The sequence below is a fragment of the Dyadobacter sp. HNCC25DJ185 genome, assembly GCF_056895195.1.
The window spans coordinates 96,314-117,706 of the sequence record NZ_JBXHAR010000013.1 but is presented as its reverse complement, the minus strand read 5'-3'; the positions used below and the strand labels follow the sequence as shown (position 1 = coordinate 117,706).

The 21,393-nt window shown below is 45.2% G+C and carries 20 protein-coding genes; 6 read left to right on the top strand and 14 right to left on the bottom strand.

Annotation, left to right across the window (positions count from 1 at the left end):
* Positions 1-137: 137 nt before the first annotated feature.
* Together AC1XUF_RS29325 and feoB are read left to right on the top strand one after the other, a co-directional pair.
* The gene (locus AC1XUF_RS29325) at positions 138-365 is read left to right on the top strand and encodes a FeoA family protein (protein ID WP_483345427.1); all 228 of its coding nucleotides are present in this window, start codon (positions 138-140) and stop codon (positions 363-365) included.
* A gap of 29 nt (positions 366-394) precedes the next feature.
* A complete protein-coding gene (feoB, locus tag AC1XUF_RS29320; protein WP_483345426.1) occupies positions 395-2,518 on the top strand; it encodes a ferrous iron transport protein B in 2,124 nt (707 codons plus the stop codon).
* A 170-nt stretch (positions 2,519-2,688) separates the two neighbouring features.
* Here the strand turns inward: feoB and AC1XUF_RS29315 are convergent, their stop codons facing one another.
* From AC1XUF_RS29315 to AC1XUF_RS29300, 4 genes are read right to left on the bottom strand one after another with little or no spacing between them, the layout of a single operon-like run.
* Positions 2,689-2,835, bottom strand: coding sequence for a DUF5615 family PIN-like protein (locus AC1XUF_RS29315; protein ID WP_483345462.1), 147 nt, complete (start codon positions 2,833-2,835; stop codon positions 2,689-2,691).
* 48 nt (positions 2,836-2,883) lie between these two features.
* Positions 2,884-3,057 carry a DUF433 domain-containing protein gene (locus AC1XUF_RS29310; protein ID WP_483345425.1) on the bottom strand — a complete coding sequence of 58 codons (174 nt, stop codon included), beginning with the start codon at positions 3,055-3,057 and terminating at the stop codon, positions 2,884-2,886.
* Positions 3,024-3,110, bottom strand: a complete 87-nt coding sequence (locus AC1XUF_RS29305; RefSeq protein ID WP_483345461.1) for a DUF433 domain-containing protein — start codon at positions 3,108-3,110, stop codon at positions 3,024-3,026. Before AC1XUF_RS29305 ends, AC1XUF_RS29310 begins: the two co-directional genes overlap by 34 nt.
* 57 nt (positions 3,111-3,167) lie before the next feature.
* Positions 3,168-4,649 (bottom strand): NAD(P)H-hydrate dehydratase, encoded by a 1,482-nt coding sequence (locus tag AC1XUF_RS29300; RefSeq protein ID WP_483345424.1) that lies wholly within the window; start codon positions 4,647-4,649, stop codon positions 3,168-3,170.
* Between the two features lie 247 nt (positions 4,650-4,896).
* Between AC1XUF_RS29300 and rplS the strand changes: the two genes are divergently transcribed.
* Entirely contained in the window at positions 4,897-5,259 is a 363-nt protein-coding gene (gene rplS / locus AC1XUF_RS29295; protein WP_483345423.1) for a 50S ribosomal protein L19, read from the top strand.
* 148 nt (positions 5,260-5,407) lie between these two features.
* Positions 5,408-6,199: a diaminopimelate epimerase gene (dapF, locus tag AC1XUF_RS29290; protein WP_483345422.1), complete on the top strand. Its 792-nt coding sequence runs from the start codon at positions 5,408-5,410 to the stop codon at positions 6,197-6,199.
* A gap of 2 nt (positions 6,200-6,201) precedes the next feature.
* Here the strand turns inward: dapF and AC1XUF_RS29285 are convergent, their stop codons facing one another.
* Positions 6,202-6,504, bottom strand: a complete 303-nt coding sequence (locus AC1XUF_RS29285; RefSeq protein ID WP_483345421.1) for a rhodanese-like domain-containing protein — start codon at positions 6,502-6,504, stop codon at positions 6,202-6,204.
* A 72-nt stretch (positions 6,505-6,576) separates the two neighbouring features.
* On the bottom strand, positions 6,577-7,716 hold the full coding sequence (locus AC1XUF_RS29280) for a DEAD/DEAH box helicase (RefSeq protein ID WP_483345420.1): 1,140 nt from the start codon (positions 7,714-7,716) through the stop codon (positions 6,577-6,579).
* Positions 7,717-7,884: 168 nt separating this feature from the next.
* Between AC1XUF_RS29280 and AC1XUF_RS29275 the strand changes: the two genes are divergently transcribed.
* Positions 7,885-8,706: a hypothetical protein gene (locus AC1XUF_RS29275; RefSeq protein WP_483345419.1), complete on the top strand. Its 822-nt coding sequence runs from the start codon at positions 7,885-7,887 to the stop codon at positions 8,704-8,706.
* 10 nt (positions 8,707-8,716) lie between these two features.
* On the opposite strand, the gene AC1XUF_RS29270 is transcribed toward AC1XUF_RS29275, so the two are convergent.
* Both AC1XUF_RS29270 and AC1XUF_RS29265 read right to left on the bottom strand, forming a co-directional pair.
* Entirely contained in the window at positions 8,717-10,447 is a 1,731-nt protein-coding gene (locus AC1XUF_RS29270) for a M14 family metallopeptidase (protein ID WP_483345418.1), read from the bottom strand.
* Between the two features lie 17 nt (positions 10,448-10,464).
* Complete coding sequence (locus AC1XUF_RS29265) at positions 10,465-11,616, bottom strand: lipase family protein (RefSeq protein ID WP_483345417.1); 1,152 nt, start codon at positions 11,614-11,616, stop codon at positions 10,465-10,467.
* Between the two features lie 209 nt (positions 11,617-11,825).
* Here AC1XUF_RS29265 and AC1XUF_RS29260 point away from each other — a divergent pair, with 209 nt between their 5' ends.
* Positions 11,826-13,082 carry a cation:proton antiporter gene (locus AC1XUF_RS29260; RefSeq protein ID WP_483345416.1) on the top strand — a complete coding sequence of 419 codons (1,257 nt, stop codon included), beginning with the start codon at positions 11,826-11,828 and terminating at the stop codon, positions 13,080-13,082.
* Here the strand turns inward: AC1XUF_RS29260 and AC1XUF_RS29255 are convergent.
* The 6 genes from AC1XUF_RS29255 to AC1XUF_RS29230 form a co-directional block, all read right to left on the bottom strand.
* Complete coding sequence (locus AC1XUF_RS29255; protein ID WP_483345415.1) at positions 13,079-14,110, bottom strand: hypothetical protein; 1,032 nt, start codon at positions 14,108-14,110, stop codon at positions 13,079-13,081. The genes AC1XUF_RS29260 and AC1XUF_RS29255 overlap by 4 nt on opposite strands.
* Positions 14,111-14,116: 6 nt before the next feature.
* Positions 14,117-16,795: a DUF3352 domain-containing protein gene (locus AC1XUF_RS29250; RefSeq protein WP_483345414.1), complete on the bottom strand. Its 2,679-nt coding sequence runs from the start codon at positions 16,793-16,795 to the stop codon at positions 14,117-14,119.
* Positions 16,796-16,806: 11 nt separating this feature from the next.
* Positions 16,807-17,550, bottom strand: a complete 744-nt coding sequence (locus tag AC1XUF_RS29245) for a glycosyltransferase family 2 protein (protein ID WP_483345413.1) — start codon at positions 17,548-17,550, stop codon at positions 16,807-16,809.
* A 69-nt stretch (positions 17,551-17,619) separates the two neighbouring features.
* A complete protein-coding gene (locus AC1XUF_RS29240; protein ID WP_483345412.1) occupies positions 17,620-18,741 on the bottom strand; it encodes an acyltransferase family protein in 1,122 nt (373 codons plus the stop codon).
* 2 nt (positions 18,742-18,743) lie between these two features.
* Positions 18,744-20,441: a hypothetical protein gene (locus AC1XUF_RS29235; RefSeq protein WP_483345411.1), complete on the bottom strand. Its 1,698-nt coding sequence runs from the start codon at positions 20,439-20,441 to the stop codon at positions 18,744-18,746.
* The gene (locus AC1XUF_RS29230) at positions 20,438-21,358 is read right to left on the bottom strand and encodes a transketolase family protein (RefSeq protein ID WP_483345410.1); all 921 of its coding nucleotides are present in this window, start codon (positions 21,356-21,358) and stop codon (positions 20,438-20,440) included. Before AC1XUF_RS29230 ends, AC1XUF_RS29235 begins: the two co-directional genes overlap by 4 nt.
* Positions 21,359-21,393 lie beyond the last annotated feature (35 nt).

Genomic DNA, 21,393 nt, shown 5'->3' with positions numbered 1-21,393 from the left:
GCTGAGGGAAATAATAAAATAGCATGATTTTGACTGATCGTCATCATCAATTACATAATTCGAAAAATGAATATTTGATTTCCGGCTTGGGAATGCTTTATTTGTACTTTAAATAAACTGAATCTAAATAAGAGTGTATGTTGGCTCGTACGGTTTCCAATCTCCGAAAAGGTGAAACGGGAGTGATTAAATCATTTTCAGATAGGGCTATGTCGCTCAAATTGTTGGAAATGGGATGTCTGCCCGGTTGTAAAGTACGTCTCGACGCGATTGCTCCATTTGGTGACCCGATTTGCATTAATGTGGGGGGGTGTTACAGCTTGTCACTACGCCTGAATGAAGCTGCGGTTATTGAGTTAGAGTAAGGATACGTTTCGTTTTACAAGCCTCTCCATTGAAACAGGGAAATATTAAAGTTGCGCTGGTAGGAAACCCGAATGCCGGCAAGTCTACATTATTCAATGCGTTAACCGGTTTACGTCAAAAAACAGGAAATTTCCCGGGGGTAACCGTAGAGAAAAAATCAGGAACGTTTCGTATCGCCGGAATTGAATCGGCGATTACTTTAGTTGATTTACCGGGTACTTATAGCATCTATCCAAAGTCGAAGGACGAAACGGTTGTGATGGATATTCTAGCCAACCCGAAACACCCTGATTTTCCGGACGTGGTGATTGTGGTTGTGGACGCTTCTAATCTTCAGAGAAATCTTCTTCTTTTTACTGAAATAAGCGATTTGGGCTTGCCCACTGTCATTGCTCTGAATATGCTTGACGTGGCTGAAAGTATGAACCTGACTGTCAATGCGGTACAACTGGCGATGCAGCTTCATGCTCCGGTTGCGAGGATCAATGCAAGGACGGGAGAAGGGTTGAATATTCTGAAAGAAGCCGTAAAGCAAACACTCGAAACAACACAAAGGCCCGTACTGACTTATTTTTATGAACCAAAAGGGGCCGAAATCGAGCTGATTGGCGAAGTAAAGCAAATTTATAACCTGCAAAATGACTACGTCGCCCTTCAGTATGTTTGTCAGCACGACAATTTCTCATTTCTGGAACAGCCGGCACGCACAAAGCTGGACCGGCTGATTGAGAAATATTCTTTTGATGAAAATCATTTTCTCGCTTCGGAGACAGTGGCGCGTTACGAAAAAATCAAGCCGATTGTATCAAAGGCCATCAAATCTTCCGGAGTCACAGAGCAACCGTATTGGACAAGAAAGCTCGACAGTATCCTTTTGCACAGAGTATGGGGTTATGTCATTTTTGCACTTGTTTTGCTGTTGGTTTTTCAGGCAATTTTTGCCTGGGCCACGTTTCTGAGCGATTGGATCGATGCGATATCTGCCCAGGGGATCGAATGGGTGAAGTCTGTTTTGCCTCCCGGGGTTTTGAATGACCTTGTCACCGATGGTGTTCTGACCGGAATTGCAGGTATTGTCGTATTTGTGCCTCAGATTGCAATCCTCTTTGCCCTGGTTTCGATTTTGGAAGAATCGGGTTATATGGCCAGGGTGATGGTCATTATGGATAAGTTGATGCGGCGTTTTGGGTTAAATGGTCGTAGTGTTGTGCCGCTTATTTCCGGAGTCGCCTGTGCGGTGCCCGCTATTATGACAACCCGGAGTATCAGCAGCAGGTATGAGCGCCTGCTTACTATTTTGGTCACGCCTCTAATGAGTTGTTCCGCCCGTCTGCCGATTTATACCATCCTGATTGCCCTGGTAGTTCCTTCTACTCAGGTTTTCGGCATTTTCAGCTTGCAGGGCCTTGTGCTGTTTGGTCTCTATTTGCTTGGGCTGATTGGGGCACTGGCTTCCGCATGGTTGCTGTCCCTTTTTATTCCAAGAAAAGAGCCGAGCTATTTTATGCTGGAAATGCCGTCCTACAAATTGCCACGCTGGGGACATGTGGGCTTTTCGATGTATGAGAGTGTCAAATCTTTTGTATTGGAAGCGGGTAAGGTGATTATGGCTATTTCCATAATACTTTGGGTGCTGGCATCCTATGGTCCAGGCAATAACATGGAGAATGCTGAAAAACAAGTTGTGGCAGAGATGAAGGCAATGCCTCGGGAAGAAGTTGATGCAGCGATTGCGTCGGTGAGACTGGAAAATTCGTATGCCGGGCAATTCGGGCATTTTATTGAGCCAGTGATCAAACCTTTGGGATACGACTGGAAAATTGGGATTGCCTTATTGGCCTCATTTGCGGCAAGGGAGGTTTTTGTGGGAACAATGGCGACCATTTACAGCATTAGCGGAGATTCGGAAGATGTGCCCACCGTGAAGCAAAGATTGGTACAGGAGCGAAATCCGGATACGGGCGGGCAAATGTTCACGCCGGCCGTATGTTACTCACTTCTGATGTTCTATGTTTTCGCGATGATGTGTATGAGTACGATCGCAGTCGTATACCGCGAGACCCACGGCTGGAAGTGGCCATTGATCCAACTGGCCTATTTGATGACGCTCGCTTATGTATCTGCTTTTGCGGCATATCAGTTGTTGAGCTGAAATTTTACTTGTTAGGAGTATATACTACTATCTTAGCTCCAAGTTCGAGATAAAAGCGCCTATCATTATTCAGGTCTTGGATCAGAGGAAGGTTTTTAGTAAAGAGCTCGATTAACTTCTGTTCAGAAACATTTCCGAGCATAATCCTTATCAACTTCTTCGGGGTATTTTCAGAAAAACTTATTTCCGAAATCGTCATCTTTGGTAATCAGAATGAGTTTCTGGCGATCAGCTACAAGGTAAACTTCGTGGTCAGAACTATGCCATTTTTCAGGTAAGCTATTTACATGGATAGCTTTATGCCCAAGACTCTGCAGATACTTCGCTAATTTGATAGCAATGTGATCGTCGCAAAGAAACTCCGTTTAAGCAGCTTCGTTGATGAGGCGACCAGATACTAAAAGCTTTGCATAATTTAAACTTGCGAGGATACCTTCCCTTTCCAATTCCGGACGATCCTCAATGATTTCAGAAACAAACATGCCCGAGCTTAACACATCGATGATTACCTCGAATGGCCAGCGCAGCCACGGACGCATGGTTTGCCGTGACAAATATTGGGATCGATTGTTATTCTGTCTAGATTTTGCATTGGTGACAATTAATTTTGTTAGTCAAAATTTACCCCAAAAATTCTTGAATAATTAGACTACCATCCCAGACAATCAACCACATCAGAGGCAATTAAAGCGCTTTGGCCCTTCTTTTCAGCGGCTTTGTCTCCTGCAAGTCCGTGTTGGTATACACCCAGAATAGCGGCATCCGCAGGACTATATTTTTGGGCTAGCAGGCTGGTAATGATCCCCGTCAAAACATCGCCTGTTCCGCCTGTCGCCATTCCCGGGTTGCCGGTAGAATTAAAATGTACATCTCCGTTTGGAAGAATGACTGCGGTATTTGCACCCTTCAGACAAATAATGACTTTATATTTTTGCGCAAAATTGCGGCCCAGTTCCAGCCGGTCGTATTCATTTTTGCTGTCTCCCGCCAAACGTTGAAACTCTTTTGGGTGAGGGGTCAAAACCGTGTTTTCAGGTAGCTTTTCATACAATACTTTATTTTTGGACAGCAGATTGAGGGCGTCAGCGTCGATGATCAATGGTACTTTCACAGTTTCCAGTAACCGTTCCAACAGTTTTGCAGTCAAAGGATCCTGGTCTATCCCCGGGCCGATCCCTACTGCCGAATAAGCATCCAGTTCCGGCAATTCGCTGAGGTACTTTTCGTCACTGTCGGGCAATGCCATGGCCTCCGGGACGGAGATTTGAACAATGTCGTAGCCGCAAGTGGGGAAATGCATAGTCAGCAGTCCTACGCCTGACCTTAAACACGCTTTGCCTGACAGCACCGCCGCACCCATTTTTCCATAACTTCCGGCGATCAGCAATGCATGCCCGAAAGTCCCTTTGTGTGAGAATTTCTCCCGTGGCCTGATGATCGATTCTGCGGTTTCTTTCTCTGTGTAATAGTAAGGTGTCGATATGTTCTTCATAAATTCCCGACTCAGCCCGATATCAACCAAATGCCAGTCACCTGTGAATTTCACATTCTGTGGGAGCATGAATGCAAGTTTGGGAATTTGAAAAGAAACCGTGTGATCGGGTTCAATGATCATATCCTCTTTTTGATTGGGCTGATCGGCGTATAGGCCACTTGCGATGTCAATGGCAATTAACTTATTGGGAAGTACGTTCAGTTTCCGGATCACATCTGCGAGCAAGCCTTCTGTTGGTCTGGATAAACCGGAGCCTAATAATGCGTCAATGCAAACTACATTGTCCGGAACTTCCGGGAAATCCTCGGTCGACTTTAAATAATCGGGTTGCAAATGGTCAGTTAATCTCGCCAGATTACTTCGGAATTCCTCTGTTTCACTGGTTGTATAGTCAACGACAGTAACTTTTACAGAATAACTTAACGCGCTCAAAATTCTGGCTACCGCCAAACCATCGCCACCATTGTTGCCTTTTCCGCAGAACACATGTACTGGTCTGGTATTCACGAAGTGGTTCGTAAACCAGCCTACAAATGCATTGGAAGCGCGTTCCATCAGGTCGAGCGAAGTAACGGGTTCATTTTTAATGGTGAAAGCGTCCAGTTCACGGATTTGACGGACATTCAATATTTTCATTTTAGTAATAGCTTTTAATATCACGATGATCGAAAATACTTTCAATCATTATGCCAGTTAATTGACTTACAGCAGGTCTCAAACAAAAAACTTGTCGAAGTTCGGCATTTTTAAGCTTTTCGTGCTTTTAGATAAGAGGAAAAAATCATAGCTTTGCACTCGTTTTTTGCAAGGCTGTTTTGAATGAAGGGGCGTCACCCCGTCCGCTGGAAGCAAGCTATCATTTTAATCCATAAAAGCATTCGTCATGAGCGAACTTATTAAACTCGTAGAAGCTACGATTGAAAATCGTAAATCCGAGTATCCTGATTTTACATCAGGCGACACGATCAACGTACACGTTAAGATCCGCGAAGGTAACAAAGAGCGTATCCAGCAATTCCAGGGTACAGTTATGCAACGCCGTAATCTGAGCGGAAGCGGAGAAACTTTCACAGTGCGTAAAATATCGAATGGTATTGGTGTTGAACGCGTTTTCCCAATCCTTTCGCCAAGTATCGCTAAAATCGAATTGATTCGTCGCGGTAAAGTGCGCCGTTCACGTTTGTTTTATCTGCGTGGACGTCAAGGTAAAGCCGCTCGTATTAAAGAGCTTAAAGTCTCGAAGTAAGAAAACCCTTCTTCGGACTGAAATTAGAAACCCTGCAGGAGATTTTTTCTGGCAGGGTTTTGTTGTTTCGAAGGCGACAGTCATTTTTGGTGATACTAGCGATTAATGTTCATTACAGTTGTTGGAATAACTTTGGCTTCTATTTCTAATGAAAATTACATTCTTTAAATACCAAGGGACGGGAAATGACTTTGTCATGATCGATGATCGCGAGCAGAAATTTCCTGTCTCAAAGGCGCTGATCGCGTCTGTTTGTCATCGCCGGTTTGGTATTGGCTCGGACGGGCTCATTCTTTTGCAAAATGCAGCAGGTTACGATTTCAGGATGGTCTATTACAATGCAGACGGTGGCGAAGGCAGCATGTGCGGAAATGGCGGCCGTTGTGTCGTGCAATTTGCAAAGGATCTGGGGCTGTTCACGGATAAAACAAAGTTCATCGCAGTCGACGGGGAACATGAGGCTACGGTTTCGGGAGAAGTGATCGAGCTGAAAATGAGCGGTGTAAAGGATATTCAGAGGTATGAGGAATACGATTTTATGAATACCGGATCACCTCACTATGTTACTTATGTGGATCATGTCGAGGAGGTCGACGTAGTGAACACAGGAAGCGAGATACGCTATGGGTCCGTATATGGGCCACAGGGTGGTACCAATGTCAACTTCGTAGAAGTGATTGAAGAAAATCACCTGAGTGTGAGGACTTATGAGCGCGGCGTGGAAGATGAGACATTCAGCTGTGGTACGGGTGTTACAGCTTGTGCATTATCGGCAAGCCTGAGGGCGGGCTGGGGCAGTCCTATTACAGTAGAGACGATTGGTGGTACCTTAGAGGTGTCATACAATCAGACCGGTGAAGGAACATTTGAAGACATCACACTGATTGGCCCGGCTGTTAAAGTATTTGAGGGAAGTTTGGACATTCCAGGTGAAAGCTAAGCCTATTCCGATTCGATAATCCCGCCTTTTACGTGATAGATTTTTTTACTGATCCATTGAGGTACCCTGCAATAATCCATTGCAGCAACTTTGCTTCTTACGCCATTGGTACAAATGACGATGATGGTTTCGTAGGGTTCCAGCCGACTTCTCTGATTTCGGATTTCAGCCAGAGGAATATTGATCCCGCCTTCATTGAATTCGTCAAACTCCCAGGCTTCCCTGACATCCACCAATACTGAGCCAGGTTCCCGAACCATAGCCCGGGCAGTTAACAAATCGATATCTGAATAGGTATTTTTCATTAACCTTTTATAAAACGTTACCGGCCACTTTTAAAATGGCCGGTAACGGAAAGTTTCGGTAAACTGCGTGGTTTAGCGCAAAGTGTAGGGATGGTCATTCACGACCGGGATATTCTTGGCAATCAGTTTATGGATGTCCTTCAAATAAACCTTCTCTTCCCTGTCACAAAACGAATAGGCGATCCCTTTGGCACCTGCCCTGCCTGTACGGCCAATGCGGTGCACGTAAGTCTCAGGAATATTGGGAATTTCGTAGTTGATCACGTGTGTCAGGTCATCCACGTCAATTCCTCTGGCAGCAATATCTGTTGCTACTAAAACCCTGGTAGTCTGGCTCTTGAAATTCTTAAGTGCATTCTGGCGAGCATTCTGAGACTTGTTCCCATGAATTGCTTCGGAACTCACGCCTGCCTTTCTAAGTACCTTCACTACCTTGTCTGCACCATGTTTTGTCCTGGTAAAAACCAAGGCTGTCGCAATAGATTGGTCTTGCAGAATGTGCAAAAGCAATGAATTTTTGTCAGACTTATCGACGTAAAATAGCGATTGCCGAATCGTTTCGGCCGTTGAAGATACAGGGGTAACCTCTACCTTAGCCGGATTCCTGAGAATGGTATCTGCCAGTGTAACGATAGCGGGCGGCATGGTGGCCGAGAAGAACAGTGACTGCCTTTTCGCGGGCAGAAGCCTGATTACTTTCTTGACGTCATGTACAAAGCCCATATCCAACATGCGGTCGGCTTCGTCCAGAACGAAAAATTCCAACTGATTCAGTTTGACAAAGCCTTGATTGATTAAGTCAAGCAGACGGCCGGGCGTGGCGATCAGTACATCAACACCTCTCTGCAAAGCATCGGTTTGTGGTTTTTGGCCCACACCTCCGAAAATCACCGTGTGTTTGATGTTGGTATGACGACCATATGCGGCAAAGCTCTCACCGATCTGGATAGCAAGTTCTCTTGTTGGCGTTAATATCAACGCTCTGATGCGGCTTTTTTCAAGTTTACTTTCTTTGTTACCATAAAGCAGTTGCAGCATGGGAATGGCAAAGGCTGCTGTTTTGCCTGTACCGGTCTGCGCACAACCCAGTAAATCCCTTTGTTCTAGAATAATTGGAATAGCTTTTGCCTGAATCGGCGTGGGGGTTGTGTAACCTTCTTCCTGCAGAGCCCTGGTAATAGGCTCGATGAGTTTTAAATCCTGAAATATCATTTGTTTTTTGATGACTGTTCAAGATGGAATCCAAACAGTCCGATATATAAAATGGCCTTATGACCGAAGGCATAACAGAACAAGCTTTTTAAACGTTCAGTCGATATGTTTCGCGCGTTACAACGCATTGTTTAAATTTGGGTTCTATTCATCAACTTCCTGTCAATTATGATCAGAAAAATTTTCCTGTCCACATTGTTATCGCTGGCTTTCATTTGTATCCATGCGCAGGATATAATCGTCAGAAGAAACGGTAAAACCATTGAAGGTAAGGTGATCGAAGTGGGGATTGACCGTGTTTCTTATAAAATCAGCGATGAACCTAACGCTGCCGTTTTTGTGATAAGAAAAAGCGAGTTAAACAGGATCGAGTTCGAAAACGGCAAGACGGTGTTATTGAATGATCCGATCAGTTCAGGAAGACAACGTGCCGAAATTCCTAACCATGGCGAAGGTTTTGGAAGAAGCCAGGTCAATTTTTCCCCATTCAAAGCATTGGACAGCGGGCCTGGATTCGGGATCAGTTACGAAATCCAGGTAGACAAAAATCAATACCTGGGGGTCATATTGCCATTCACCATGACTTTTCCTGATCGCTACAATTACCTTTTTGAGTCCAATGGCAACCGGACGGAGATGTACTATTTTTCCCCGGGATTGAAAATCTATCCATTTGGCCAAAGAAAAGTGACCTATGCCGTCGGGCCGCATATTTTTGCGGGTTTCGGGAAGGCCTTTCAAAACTCGTCGGTTTATGACCCTACTTCGGGGGTATATACCAGTACGCAGAGCCGTGTTACAAATTTCCGATTGGGCGTCATGGTCAACAATTACATTAACTTTCAGATCACGCCCAAGTTTCAGATAGGATTAAACGGAGGACTGGGTTCCCGTTATATAGACCGGGAAAAGTCCGAATTTAATGTAACCAATAATGGCGGCATTAACATTACCGGAGAATTCAATTTCAGCCTGGGTTTTCGTTTCTGACCGGCACCATTTATTTCATTAACCTGAAAACGGGGTATCTCAGATATTCCTTTTCACGGTATGGAGAATGGTCGTAAACAAAATCCAGCTGCGCATTTCCGTTCTTAGCAAATTCGGGGTCTGCTTTTCTCTTGTCTTCCAGTTGTCTTCTCAGTTCCGGCGATTTGTCTAAGAGTTTCTTGGCCAAATCTTCGAAAACGTAATTGGAATAATGCTCTTTGGCTTGCAGGATTGTGTCAAAGAAATTCCATTTAAAGAAGGAATCCACTGCTTTGGGTTCCAGTGTTTCTACAATGTACCGGTTTGTCCATTGGTTTACAGGAATATACCAATCGCCTTTCCTGAAAATAATCTTCTTTTTCTCCGTTCTCAGCGTCACGCTTGTATGCCAGTAGTGGCCTTCGAAAGGTTGCCTTGGTGTTTCATAATTGTCGATGTAGTAAGTCTCCACTTCCATTTCGGAGTCTTTTTCCAATTGTTTCACCTCCACCTGATTGAGTTTCAGCAGATCGATGATATGGTGCCAGCCCTGCGGAATGATATATGCGATCGGTTTCGTAACCTCATCCAAAGGCACATATGTGTCGTAAAAAGGAACTGTTTTAGTGAATGGCTTGGAACGGTCGTAGCGTAGCCTGTTCACACCACTTACTTCGCTTGGAACGTATTCTGATTCAAAACCCTTGAATTGGATCTGCGTATTCAGCTCCTTGTTAACCTGCCACGTAACGGCAAATTTCTCCTGTGATTTAACCGCTTCCCTGGTGTCCTCTCTCAATTTTAATAATTCACTGCGGTGGCTGGCGAGGAATTTAATATTCCCTAGCAGATAAGCATACGTAGACTTAACCCGCTGATCATAAGGCTTCAGCATATGCGTTTCAGTCATTACCCCAATGGTATGAAACAATGCCGCATAACCAGTGGAATAGCGCGGCCAGTCCGGAAACTGTGTGAAACCTTTATCCGGCGTCTGATTGAATACGTTGACGTACGGAGTGGCTTCGAAGCCTGCGTCTTTCAGATATTGGTACATATAGGGAAGGAAGACCTGATTGTTGAAAGTACCCAGCGCGCCTCCCAGTTTGTCCTTCTGCGCATAGTCGAGCGTCATCACATATTGATAATCGGCCCCATTACTGACATGTGTATCCGCAAAAAGATCGGGGTCCAGCTCATGAAAGATGGCAGCAAAGCTCCGGGCATTGCGCGTGTCATTTTTGATAAAATCGCGGTTGAGGTCGTAGTTTCGGGCATTGCCGCGAAAACCGTACTCCTCAGGCCCTTCCTGATTAGTCCTTGTGGTGCTATTGCGGTTCAGGGTACCGCCAATATTGTAAAAAGGAATGATTGCCAGTACCACGCTGTCCAGTTCCGGATATTTGCCAGGATTAGTCGCGATATCTCTCAAAAGCATCATCGAAGCGTCAACCCCGTCGGGTTCACCAGGGTGAATGGCATTGTTGATCAGAAAAAAGGCCTTTCCCTGGGCTTTTAACTTTTTGATATCGAACTGTTTGTTTTTTGAGAACAGAACCAGGTGCAAAGGCTTTCCACTGTCGGTTAAGCCTTTTTCCTTCATTTGGATCTGTGGGAAATTTTTGGTCAGAGACTGATAAAAAGCAATACCTTCTTCATAAGTCGGGGTTTGCTTGCCGCCGCTTATCTCGAAACGGGTCTTGTATTGGGCACGTACTGAGAGTGTAAATAGGAATAGGAGCAGCGTAGTAGTTAGTTTCATGAGGTATGCCAGGCAATTTAGGGTTGATATTTTTCCATTAAATACAGGTACTGTTGTGGTAAATGGTGCGCGAAGGGATCTGCATTGGAATCGGGAAACAGCTTGTAGTATTCGTCATCTGCCAGCAACATAATCGTAGGGCCGATACGGACAAAATTACCGCTTTTCATATAGACAGGCGGCTGAAAACCGGGCAGTACCTTTTTGACCGCTTTCGAAGCATAGCCCCCCAGATATTTCTCATAGTTCTTCTGCGCCCTGATGCTTGGGTTCTTCATTTTTTTATAGGCATGACGCAATGCGACCCTGGTTAACAGTTTCTGTTTCTCAACAACAGCATCGATATTTTTGAATGGGTTGGTCTGATTGAAATCGTCCAATGTTTGGCTGGTAAAAGGTACTTCCGGGACCCAATCTGCCGAATTGACGATATTGTATCCCCAGCCGCCATCGATCATATGCTCATATTCATAGGCATAGTAAGTGTTGCCAACCTTGGGGCCTGCGCTGCAATAGGTTTTAAACCGGATGTCTTTGGGTAGCAGGTTTTGTCTCTGAAGAGAATAAAGATGAGAAGTAAGTAAAAAGGCAATTCCACCCCCCTGGCTATGGCCCATAATCAGAAATTCCCTCATGCCCGCTTGATAGCAAGAATCGATTTTGGGGAGGATATCCTTTGCGAGAAAGGCTGTTCCGATCAGCCAGCCGACGTGTACCCCAGCCCTGTGATTATCGGCCAGATTGTATCTGAAAGTGAAAGAATCGCTTAATTTCAGCTCACCTTTTGCAGGTACCATGGCGGCGTAAAAATTTTGAAGCCACGAAACGGGCGTCTGCGTGGTACCCCTGACATTGATAGCAACAACCGATTGCTCGTTTTTCCATAATTCCCAGCGGTTGTCCATCCCGATTACCGGTGATCTGTAAATCGATTTGAAATGGGCTGGTTTTGGAGGGACAAATCTTGGTTTATTGGGATTTGCCATGCTCGAATCGTAAAGCAGGAAATGCATATACATGAGTTCATTATACTCAGTTTTGTCGAACCCGGCTCTTAGTTTGCTATTTTGAGCATCCGCAGTGCATGTGCTGATCAGGCAAACAGCCAGGAACACGCCACCCGCTTTGGAAAAACATAAGTGGTAAATGTACATGAAAAGGTTTTTCATAATGCCGACCGTCCGATGATGTGCCAATGGGATATGAGTCTAAAAATAGGAAAAGTATCTTTGGTTTTCTCAACTTGCGCCTGGCAACGTTATCCTGGGCCGGTCGTTTCTGTCGGATTAGATTAACATTAGAGTTTCTTCAACCTGGCTTTCAGAATTGAAAATGAGCGTGTGTCAATCTATTTTTGGTTAGTCTAAAAAATATTTTCATGGAGCTGTATTATTCTTTTTCCGCTTTGATTGTCCTTTCGGCGATCTTTTCTTACCTCAATTCAAGGTTTTTAAAGCTTCCTCCTTCGATCGGAGTCATGGTGATTGCGTTGATGGTTTCATTGGGGCTGATAGCGACAGACAGTGTTTTCCCACGCATATTTTTCCGTATATCAACTCTGATCGCGAGTGTAGACCTGACTGAAATCCTGATGGGGGCGATGCTCAACTTCCTGCTTTTTGCCGGGGCCATTCACTTACATCTCGAAGATTTGAAGGAGCAGCGGTTGCCTGTGATCGTCTTTTCGACCGTCAGCGTAGTAATTTCCACATTTGTGATTGGTTTTTTGATGTATCATTTGCTGCCGCTCACAGGTATCCATATTCCATTGATTCAATGTTTCGTTTTCGGCGCATTGATTTCTCCCACAGATCCTATTGCAGTTCTGGGTATCCTGAAACAAGCCGGGGTACCGAAATCATTGGAGACAAAAATTGCCGGTGAGTCACTTTTCAATGACGGGATGGCCGTGGTTGTATTTATTATGATGCTGGCACTAGCAAGAGGGGAAGAAGTCAATACTTCTGCGGGGGGTATTGCGATGCTGTTTGCCAAAGAGGCTTTGGGGGGTATTGTGCTGGGCCTGTTGCTCGGTTTTGTTGGTTCCAAAATGATCTACAAAGTCGATGGCTACAACGTGCACGTTCTGATCACGCTTGCCATCGTGATGGGCGGGCACCTTGCTGCTCAGGCGCTTCATATGTCAGGCCCGCTGGCCATGGTTTCGGCTGGTCTGGTGATAGGTAATTATGGGAAAAACCCAGGGGCAGTTTCTGATACGGAGCGCGACTATATCGATAAGTTTTGGGAATTGATAGACGAGATACTGAATGCGATCCTGTTCTTGATCATTGGTTTTGAATTACTCCTTATTCCGGATTTGAAGCAGTACAGCGTTGCGGGCGTTATCGCCATTGTAGTGGTGTTGCTGGCGAGACTGATCTCCATTTATATACCGGTAAAACTGATCCCTTTTAAATCCCGTTTCGGAAAAAAATCCATCGCCATATTGGTTTGGGGCGGATTGCGTGGAGGGGTTTCGATCGCACTCGCATTGTCTATTGACTCGGACCTGAACAAAGATGTGCTGCTGGCTATTACCTATTTTGTCGTTTTGTTCTCGATCATCGTCCAAGGATTGACTGTCGGAAAGCTAACAGACCGGTTCAGTAATGAGGAAGGCGCAAATAATTAAGAATCTTGACGGTTGTTGGCGACTAAGCTATTGATCAAAGCATTGACTTTGTTTAACCATAGCGTTTGTCCTTCGCAGGTCCAATGCGAATCACCTTTTAGGTAGGCATTCCTGCCCATTTTGCGGTAATCATTCAAAATGTCCACATACGGTACTTGGAGTGCGGGATTCTGATAAACCCTTTCAATCAGGTTATTGTAATGGCCGTAGCCGGGGTCCAAAACGGAAGTTTTATTTGGTATAATCGCAAGTATAATGTGGTCGAATCCCATACCGCGCGCCAAATCGCTGCTTCTGTTGACATTCGTTACCAGTGAGTCCAGGTCGGATTGTCCCAGTGGATGGAACGAAGAAGTGATTGTCGTGTCCGTATCCATATAGTAAGCGATATCCTGGTCATGGTTGACCAGCGTCACGGATTTGTTAACCCGATTGAAAATATGGCGGTTAAAATCGGCCTTCCATTGTTTTACTGCGAGAAAGATATCATTTTGAAATAACAAACCGTCCAGCCGGTCCTGCGTGAAGCTGGCCTTCAGTGCGTCGTCGACCTTTTGCATCGCGTTCGGTGATTCATATTTGCTGATAAACGTTGCCGAGTCCGGGATAAGCTGGTTGATCGGCGCAAGCATTTTTTGCCGGAAATGCCTTTCCACCGATTCCAACAAAAGAATATTTGTTACTGTAGTGTCCAGTTTGATATGCAGGAAGTCGCTCCATTTGACGTAATGATAGCTGTCCACAACGAGGTCACGTTTTTCAACCCGTTGCTCTTCTGTAAAGCTATCTCCAATAATGTATAAATGAATTTTTTTCGTCGACGGGGCTCTCATCGGTGGAACATACCCTGTGCATTTTTTCCGTGGGTCCCGAAATTCCGACAAGTTGGACAAGCGGTAGAGATCACCGTACTGATAGCCATCCTCTATCCAGCCCCGGCGCATGATATCTTTAAACAGATAAGGGCTTAGCCCGATTGCCCAGACTACGCTGCCTAAAATGAGGAATACGTATTTCAAGAACTTCATAGGTGCTTATCGCAGCTTAACCGACCAAACCTGAATTTTCTTCTCCGACCGGCTGAATATAAGTAATTTATAATAACCGGGTTGGTAAGTAAGTTGGACCGGCATTTCGGATGGAATAGCCTTGTCCCCCAATCTTTTTCCATTCATATCGAACACCGTCGTATAACTGCCCGACTTGATACTGATAAATCGGTTGTCGACGCCAAAAAAATGGTATTGTATCGTAGGGTTTGGCAAAATATCCTTGATTTCAAAAAGGTCCTTGCCTTCTTTGGTAATGATGGCGGTTTTAGAATTCACCGAGCGGACCAATATCCAGTCTAATGAATTCCGGTCAAAAAGAATGCGGAAGCGAGCGCCCGGTTCGGGGCGTAGCAACTGTTTGCGGGAGGTGATTTTCCCATCCAGGTTTATCCGGATCAGTTCACCGGAAACGCTTACTCCAACTATTTCGGGTTGCCCTGTTGCCGCATTTTGAGCCCAGGTGAACGCACTTTCTGCTCGTGTCAGGATGTCCACGGGAAAGCCGGCCCTTACCGTTCCATTTTCTTTCAGGACATAGATTTTGCCGTTTTTTTGCGTGACGATAAATCCTCTGTTCCCTATTTGATTGAGCGCGACCACCGGGCTCTGAATGTTTTCAAATCTTGCCGAGTGGTTTAGGCGCCTGATGGGCTTGGTGGCGCTTTCCCAAATGAATAATTCCTCGGTGGAGTTTTTAATGATAAACCGGTTGCTGCCGTCGTCCCCGCCGTCGATCGCATAAAGCGCCGCTATTTCTCCGGCAGAAGGTAACTTGCCCGTAAAAGCAGTAACGGTGGTTGAATCGTCTTCGTCAAGCGCGTAGACGGTGCTTTTCGTCGCAAAGATCCGTTGCTGTCTACCAATATTCAGGAAGTCAACCTTGTAGGCCGCAGTAAGGATCGGCCCGTCGAGTTTGGCGATTACTTCTGTCTTTCCTTCTCTTAAATTGTTGGTTCTGAGGAGATTATGCTCTTTGTCTGTGAGTAATATTTCTGAGCTGCCGTCGATCGGATTTTGTAAAGCGTCCAGCTCCGAATCGTAGATGTCGGGCCACTCAATATCAATGTTGAGGAAGGTTCGGTTCAGCACCTTGCTGGCACCCTGTCTTTTCTTGGGATGAAGTGTTATTTCGGGGTAGGCATGGTCCCCATCATACCGGCATTGAAAAGTAATCGACTCCATTTTAGAAACCAGTTCAGTATACTTCATGATACCTTCACCGGATCGGGATTGCGCTTTGCGTAGATTGACGATCATGGAAAGCTGTGCCTCCGAATTGACATTGGTCAGTACGCTGTCGTATTCCGGCGACTGCTGCCAGGTGATCTGATTTTCGTAGTCGACAATGTAGTTCTGTAATACCTGTGAATTGTTGCTGATCACCAGATAAGGCGCAATGTAGGTCAAATAACTACGAGGAAAGCCGGAAAACACGGGTCCGTACAATCCGGACGGGAATTCTGGGATCGGAACGGAGTAGATATCGTAACCCTGGTACTGGTCTACCGAAGCATTGGTTTCCTGATTGGAGAGCTTGGCCAGCTTTTGTAAGACGGGCCTTAACTTGTCGTAATTCGAAAACTCGGCAAGCAGGATTTTGCCGTCACTGATGCTGTTGTTTTCTTCCAGCTGACAAAGTATCAACTCCGAGCCCAGGTTATCGACCAGCAGGTCTCCTTCGTTACCTATGTAGTATTTGAGTTTGTCCCAGGACTTTGAGCTGTATTTCTTATGCCAGGCTGAAAACTCCTTTTTGAAAGCAGCCTTATCTGCAACAGCCGACCGGTATAAATAGGATGTTTGCTGAGAAATATGTCTGTGACCTGCGAAGCGCATCCCCGGAATATCTTTTAAAATATTCGCGAGATAAGCGTCTGGCGCTTCGGTCCCAGAGGATCTGAGTGTGAGATTGCCATTCTTCTTGATGTCCTCAATATGAAAATCCTGGTAGGCAGGGAAGTTTTTTGCAAATTCTCCAAAAACACCGCTGGCGCTTTCAGCGGAAACAACCGATTTCCATGCATCGACACGCAAATAAATACTGGTACCGAATTCGGAATCATCAATGCTGGCAAATCGCGATCTGAGTTTAAACTGCCCGATGTTGAGCGAGGACGCACGGACCGCATCTTCAATGAGATCGCCATAGTAGCTTAATATCAGGAAGTTGTCTTTTACCAGGTAGGAGAAAAGTGGGCGGGAATTGCCGTCGATGATGTCTGTAATACGGTGATCCTGAAAATTGTGGTGGAGCGACCGGATATTGGCATTCTGTGGGCTGGACAGCCATTTGACTTCCTCGTCATTGACAGGGATGTACATCATAACGCCCCATTCCGTGCTTGTCCGGGGATGGTAAGAATAGGAGAGGGTTTTCCCTTTTAAAAACTGATTTAACTTTTTACGGTCGGTCGTCAGTAAATGAAGGAGTGTCAGGTTATCGCTGGCTACGTCGAGTAAAGGCAGTCTTTTGATATCCAGGTTAGCTTCTGTTGCCGTATAAGCCGAATCCTGCAAATGTTCGCTGGTGATGACAACAATGGCGTTGGAAGGGATGAATTTCCAGGCTGCAATGGACCCCCGTGACCATCTGAATAAAAAGTACCCGGCGGATCCGACTAAAACGACCAGCAGAACAATAAGAACATTTTTTTTCGACACAAGCCTATTTTTTAAGCACGTATCGCCCTCACGTGTTTATTCAGTTCCAGGCGAAAACGCAGCAGTTCTTTGAAGCTTCGTATGCAAACTTTCCACAGATTCCATTTTACAATAGAAACTGTTCCAGTTTCGCGGTCCTTGTGGGTTATGGGGATATCAAATAAGTTCTGCCCTGATTTTTTTGCCATGACAGATAAAAAAATATTTGGCGCAAAAGGTTCAGGATCAGGCAATTGATCCATCAGTTTTTGCAGAAAGGTTCCTTTGATCAGACGAAAAGGAATATTACTGTCCATGATGTAAGTTCCGTAAACCATGGAAATTGTTCCGCGAAGAAATTTGGTAATGAACAAACGCACACCGGCGTCATGCCTCACTTCGCGGTAACCAAGTATGAACTGGGACTGATTTCTTTTGTCCCATAATTTGTCGAAATCTTCACTCACAAACTGATCATCGCTATCAGTCTGAAAAACATATTCAGAACCGAGTTCCAGTGCTTTCCGATAGCCGTTTACCACTGCATTACCGTGGCCGCCGTTTTTCTGATTGATGACCGTAAGATTCGAAACCTCTTTTTGCAACTGATCTAAAAGGACTTTGGTATTGTCTTTTGACCCATCATTCACTACAATAAGTGTGGTATTGTCGTTGGGGAATTTTTTCTTTAGGAAACCAGTCCAGTTGTGTACTACTTTTTCTATACAATCCTGTTCATTGTATGCGGGCATTACTATACTAAGAAGGTACATCAAAATCTTATTTGGTATGTTTGCGCGAAATTAAGAAATAAAGCCTGTAACCGGGCTATCGGATGTGATTATTTAGTGAGCGTACTTGTCTTTCAAGGCGTTAATGGGCTTCTCAAAGAAGTGCCAGGAAACCGACGCTACCATAATTGTCAAGGCCATCACCACCAGTGCTTCGAAGGCGACCGAACCCTTTAATTCGGGAATATGCTGATCAATTTTTCTGAAAAGACGGACCGTGGGGTGCATTGGCCCACTGTGAAAATGGTTGTAAACGAAGTTGTGGTAGAGGTATAACCCGTAACTGATTTTGCCGAGATAAACACTTACGGGATTTTCCAAAAACGTGGCCATCAAGCCTCCATAACCCATTACCGCTCTCCCAATCAAAAAAAAGCCGAAGATAGACGAAACAGTTCTGTCGAAGACAACAAATGCGATATTGTGAGGCTTTTCGAAGGATTTAGCCCAAAATTGCAAAAGCACCCACATCGCTAATGCCATGATTACCGGCCAGGATTTGCTAAAAACTTTGACGAACCAATCGTTTTTATACAGCTGGAGCCAGGCCATCAGGCCGCCAAGGGCAAATGAGTCGAGACAGGTAGGTGTGCTGACGTAAGTTACAATCCAATCGGCCGGGCCAAAATCAGGATTTGATAAATAGAGGTAAAGCCGGAGCCCGAAACCAATAAGTCCCATGAGAGCCAGCACCGGGATCAGCCTTCTGCGGGGAACGAAGAATATCAGGAATGGGAAGAACAAATAAACCTGCTCTTCTACCGCCAGCGACCATAAATGATCCACTGAGCCAAGCCAGGTTTTGTGGATTGACATATAAATATTGGTCCCATATAAAGCCAGCCAGGGTAGCTTTTCCCTCACGGGAGGAACATTAAAAACAAGTAGCAATACGATAATGAGATAATAAACGGGAAAAATCCGTATCGTTCTCCTGATCAGAAATTTGCGCAGGTATTTTTTGAAGCCGCCAGGGGTTCCGTGTGTCTTCTCTTTGCTCTTTAAGAGAATCCGGGAAATCAGGAAGCCACTCAAAACAAAGAAAATGGTAACGCCCAGCGCCCCGAAAGGAATTTTGTTTACTGTAACAAACAAGTGATCGACCAACACCAGCCCGACTGCAATGAACCGGACCCCATCCAGTTGTATAATATGTCCTTCCGATGTACTACGCATGATTACCAGTTAACCTTCACTGTTTTATTCTTGATTTCCCTGACCGTCAGCTTTTGATCTTTGAAAATGATCCCGGTTTGGTCTCCCTGCTGCCTTATAAGCGCAACATTGTAAATTCCTTTTTCCAACGGATCAGAGTAAGGTATTTCGGCATGAAAGCCGGATTCAAAATAGTACTGCTTGAGAAAAAGCTCTTTCCTGCTTTTGTTGCGTGTCCGAAGCGCGGGGAAGATATAATAGCGGTCTTTTGAGCTCAGCAAAATATAAATGCCGCTGTCCTGCAACCGCTGGCTGGTGAAAGAACTGTTATTTATTCTGAACGAGGTGGTATCTGCGATAAATGTAGTGTTGTCAAACAATTCTGTCATGCCCCGCGAACTGCCTGCATAAGTTTGTTTGTCGGCGATCCTGATAAGCCGGAGAAGCTGATCGTAAAAGACTGGTGTCTTTTCAACGATGTTGGCAGCAAATGTGGTGTCGGTAGGTGCAGTGAGCGACTTATCGTTGAATGTCCAGTTAAATTGAGAGGTTGTCAGTTCTTTTCGCAAGTTGTAAGCTTCCACCAGGTGATAATGATAGCTGAACACATTGAAAGTGATAGCGAGGAAAACAATGGCGGTGATATAAGGGGAGAGAAAACTACCTCGTATCGGTATCACGATATACAGATAGGTAACGATCAGGAGAAGAACGGAGTAGATTTTGTAACGGCTGTGCATTAAACCTTCCAAACCAAATCCGGCCCTGCTGTAAACAACAATCAACGCAGTGCCAAGGATGAAGAGGATGGCGCCGAGACAAAATAAATCAGTGATCCGCTCAAATTTGTTACTGTATTTATTTCTGAGAATGCCGAAAAGTGTCGCAAATGCAATGGATATCGCCACCAGAAACAGGACAATCCCCAATAAAAAGCAGGCTCTGAAATTGTCAGCAATGGGAATGGATTCGGCAAAAGAGCCCAGAAATGCCATGTAACCCTTTACCAATTGAAAAAAAGAAGCCTTTGAAGCAGGGTTTGATTCCGGTTTTGAATACCAGTAAAAATAGCAGAAGACCTCACCGGCAGCGATAATTACCCACAAAGCAAACCGTTTCCGGTTCTGGCTCAAAAACAACAGCAATGCACCTAACGGCAGTACCAAAAGTCCGTTCCCGCTTGTTAAAACCGTAATGCCGCCAATAACCAGCGATAGTGCAAAAGGCAGAACCTTTGGATTGATACAAAGATAGATTGTCCAGAGGGTGAGGGTTACAACACCAAAATTCTGTATGGCTGCCATTCCCCAGTACATATTCTCCCAAAAAGCCAGTGTGAGAAGCAAAAATGGGACAGGTACTAAAGCAAAAAGCGGCTTCTTGTTTCTTTTAAGGAGTTCATACCAGAGCGGGATGATGCCAAGCAGCAACAAATTGCCGACGGTCATCAGGTGCCGGTAATTGAGATGACCAAACAAGGAGAAATCAAGCCAGGCGAAAAAACGGGTGGTAGCGATCCGGTGCTCATTGTGTTGCCGGAGTAGAGCCTGGATCTTATGTTTCCAATCGGCAGCTTTCGCAAATTCCTCAATAAAAGCCTTTAAGGCATGGTCGTCCCACTTGGGGATATTGATAGCGTAATAATTCCAGACTGTAAAATAAATCAGGACCGGTAGAAACAGGATCAGGCTCAGAATGACGGTTAAAGCCTTTTTGGTCATGCCGGAATCATTAATTGGCTGATATGTAAAAGAATTGAATCCGGGTCAAGACCCGACATTTTCTGATGATAACCCTGGCTTCCATAGCGGCTGTTGGGATAACCCTCTGCCCTGAGGCTTTTGAATCCAGCGGGAGCGATACCTTTTTCCAATAATTGAACGGAAAGTTGCTGCGCCAGGCCACCAATGCTGATATGCTCTTCTGCCACCAGGATGGACGGCGCCTTTCTGATCATATCTTCCAAGTCCCGGGTAATGTGCAATGGGAAATGCAATGCGGTAATCACGTTTACCTTGGTTTCCAGTTCTGGAGCGAGCGAAAGTGCGGTGATCACATTATTGGCGATAGGACCAAGTGCAAATACCGTGATTTCCGCAGTATCGGACTGGTGGATCACCTTAAATGAGCCAGTCTGGTAACTGTTTTCGGGGGCCGTTTTTCCGGCGCCCAGCCGGAGATAGGCCGGCCTGGCGTCGCTGACAATCTGCTCAATCACCGGTTCCACTTCGTCTGAAAAAGCAGGCACCCATACATTTGCATTTTGTTGTCCGCTCAAACATGCCAGATCTTCAATGGTATGATGGCTGCTACCCATGATTCCATAGCCATATCCACCGCCGTTTCCCACCAGAAAAACAGGCAAATTGTTGAAACACACATCATTGCGAAACTGTTCAAGACAGCGGTAGACAATGAATGGCGCAATGCTGTAACAAAAAACTTTGTAGCCTTTATGGGCAAATCCGGCAGCCACGCCGATCATATTTTGTTCGGCCACGCCCGCATTGATAAATCTTTTGCCCAATTTGGCCTGAAGGTTTTCCAAAGCATTGTATCCTAAATCGCCGGTAATGAAAACAATGGAATCGTCTTCCAATGCCAGCCTTTCCATTGCGTTTGAAAATTCTTTTCTCATTTTATGAAGTGTAGTGGTTCAGGAAATTACGTTTT

Coding starts and splice junctions, on each gene's coding strand:
- AC1XUF_RS29325 (WP_483345427.1), top strand. CDS start 138: ATGTTGGCTCGTACGGTTTCCAATCTCCGAAAAGGTGAAACGGGAGTG.
- AC1XUF_RS29310 (WP_483345425.1), bottom strand. CDS start 3,057: ATGCGTCCGTGGCTGCGCTGGCCATTCGAGGTAATCATCGATGTGTTA.
- AC1XUF_RS29305 (WP_483345461.1), bottom strand. CDS start 3,110: ATGCAAAATCTAGACAGAATAACAATCGATCCCAATATTTGTCACGGC.
- AC1XUF_RS29300 (WP_483345424.1), bottom strand. CDS start 4,649: ATGAAAATATTGAATGTCCGTCAAATCCGTGAACTGGACGCTTTCACC.
- rplS (WP_483345423.1), top strand. CDS start 4,897: ATGAGCGAACTTATTAAACTCGTAGAAGCTACGATTGAAAATCGTAAA.
- dapF (WP_483345422.1), top strand. CDS start 5,408: ATGAAAATTACATTCTTTAAATACCAAGGGACGGGAAATGACTTTGTC.
- AC1XUF_RS29285 (WP_483345421.1), bottom strand. CDS start 6,504: ATGAAAAATACCTATTCAGATATCGATTTGTTAACTGCCCGGGCTATG.
- AC1XUF_RS29280 (WP_483345420.1), bottom strand. CDS start 7,716: ATGATATTTCAGGATTTAAAACTCATCGAGCCTATTACCAGGGCTCTG.
- AC1XUF_RS29275 (WP_483345419.1), top strand. CDS start 7,885: ATGATCAGAAAAATTTTCCTGTCCACATTGTTATCGCTGGCTTTCATT.
- AC1XUF_RS29270 (WP_483345418.1), bottom strand. CDS start 10,447: ATGAAACTAACTACTACGCTGCTCCTATTCCTATTTACACTCTCAGTA.
- AC1XUF_RS29265 (WP_483345417.1), bottom strand. CDS start 11,616: ATGAAAAACCTTTTCATGTACATTTACCACTTATGTTTTTCCAAAGCG.
- AC1XUF_RS29260 (WP_483345416.1), top strand. CDS start 11,826: ATGGAGCTGTATTATTCTTTTTCCGCTTTGATTGTCCTTTCGGCGATC.
- AC1XUF_RS29255 (WP_483345415.1), bottom strand. CDS start 14,110: ATGAAGTTCTTGAAATACGTATTCCTCATTTTAGGCAGCGTAGTCTGG.
- AC1XUF_RS29240 (WP_483345412.1), bottom strand. CDS start 18,741: ATGCGTAGTACATCGGAAGGACATATTATACAACTGGATGGGGTCCGG.
- AC1XUF_RS29235 (WP_483345411.1), bottom strand. CDS start 20,441: ATGACCAAAAAGGCTTTAACCGTCATTCTGAGCCTGATCCTGTTTCTA.
- AC1XUF_RS29230 (WP_483345410.1), bottom strand. CDS start 21,358: ATGAGAAAAGAATTTTCAAACGCAATGGAAAGGCTGGCATTGGAAGAC.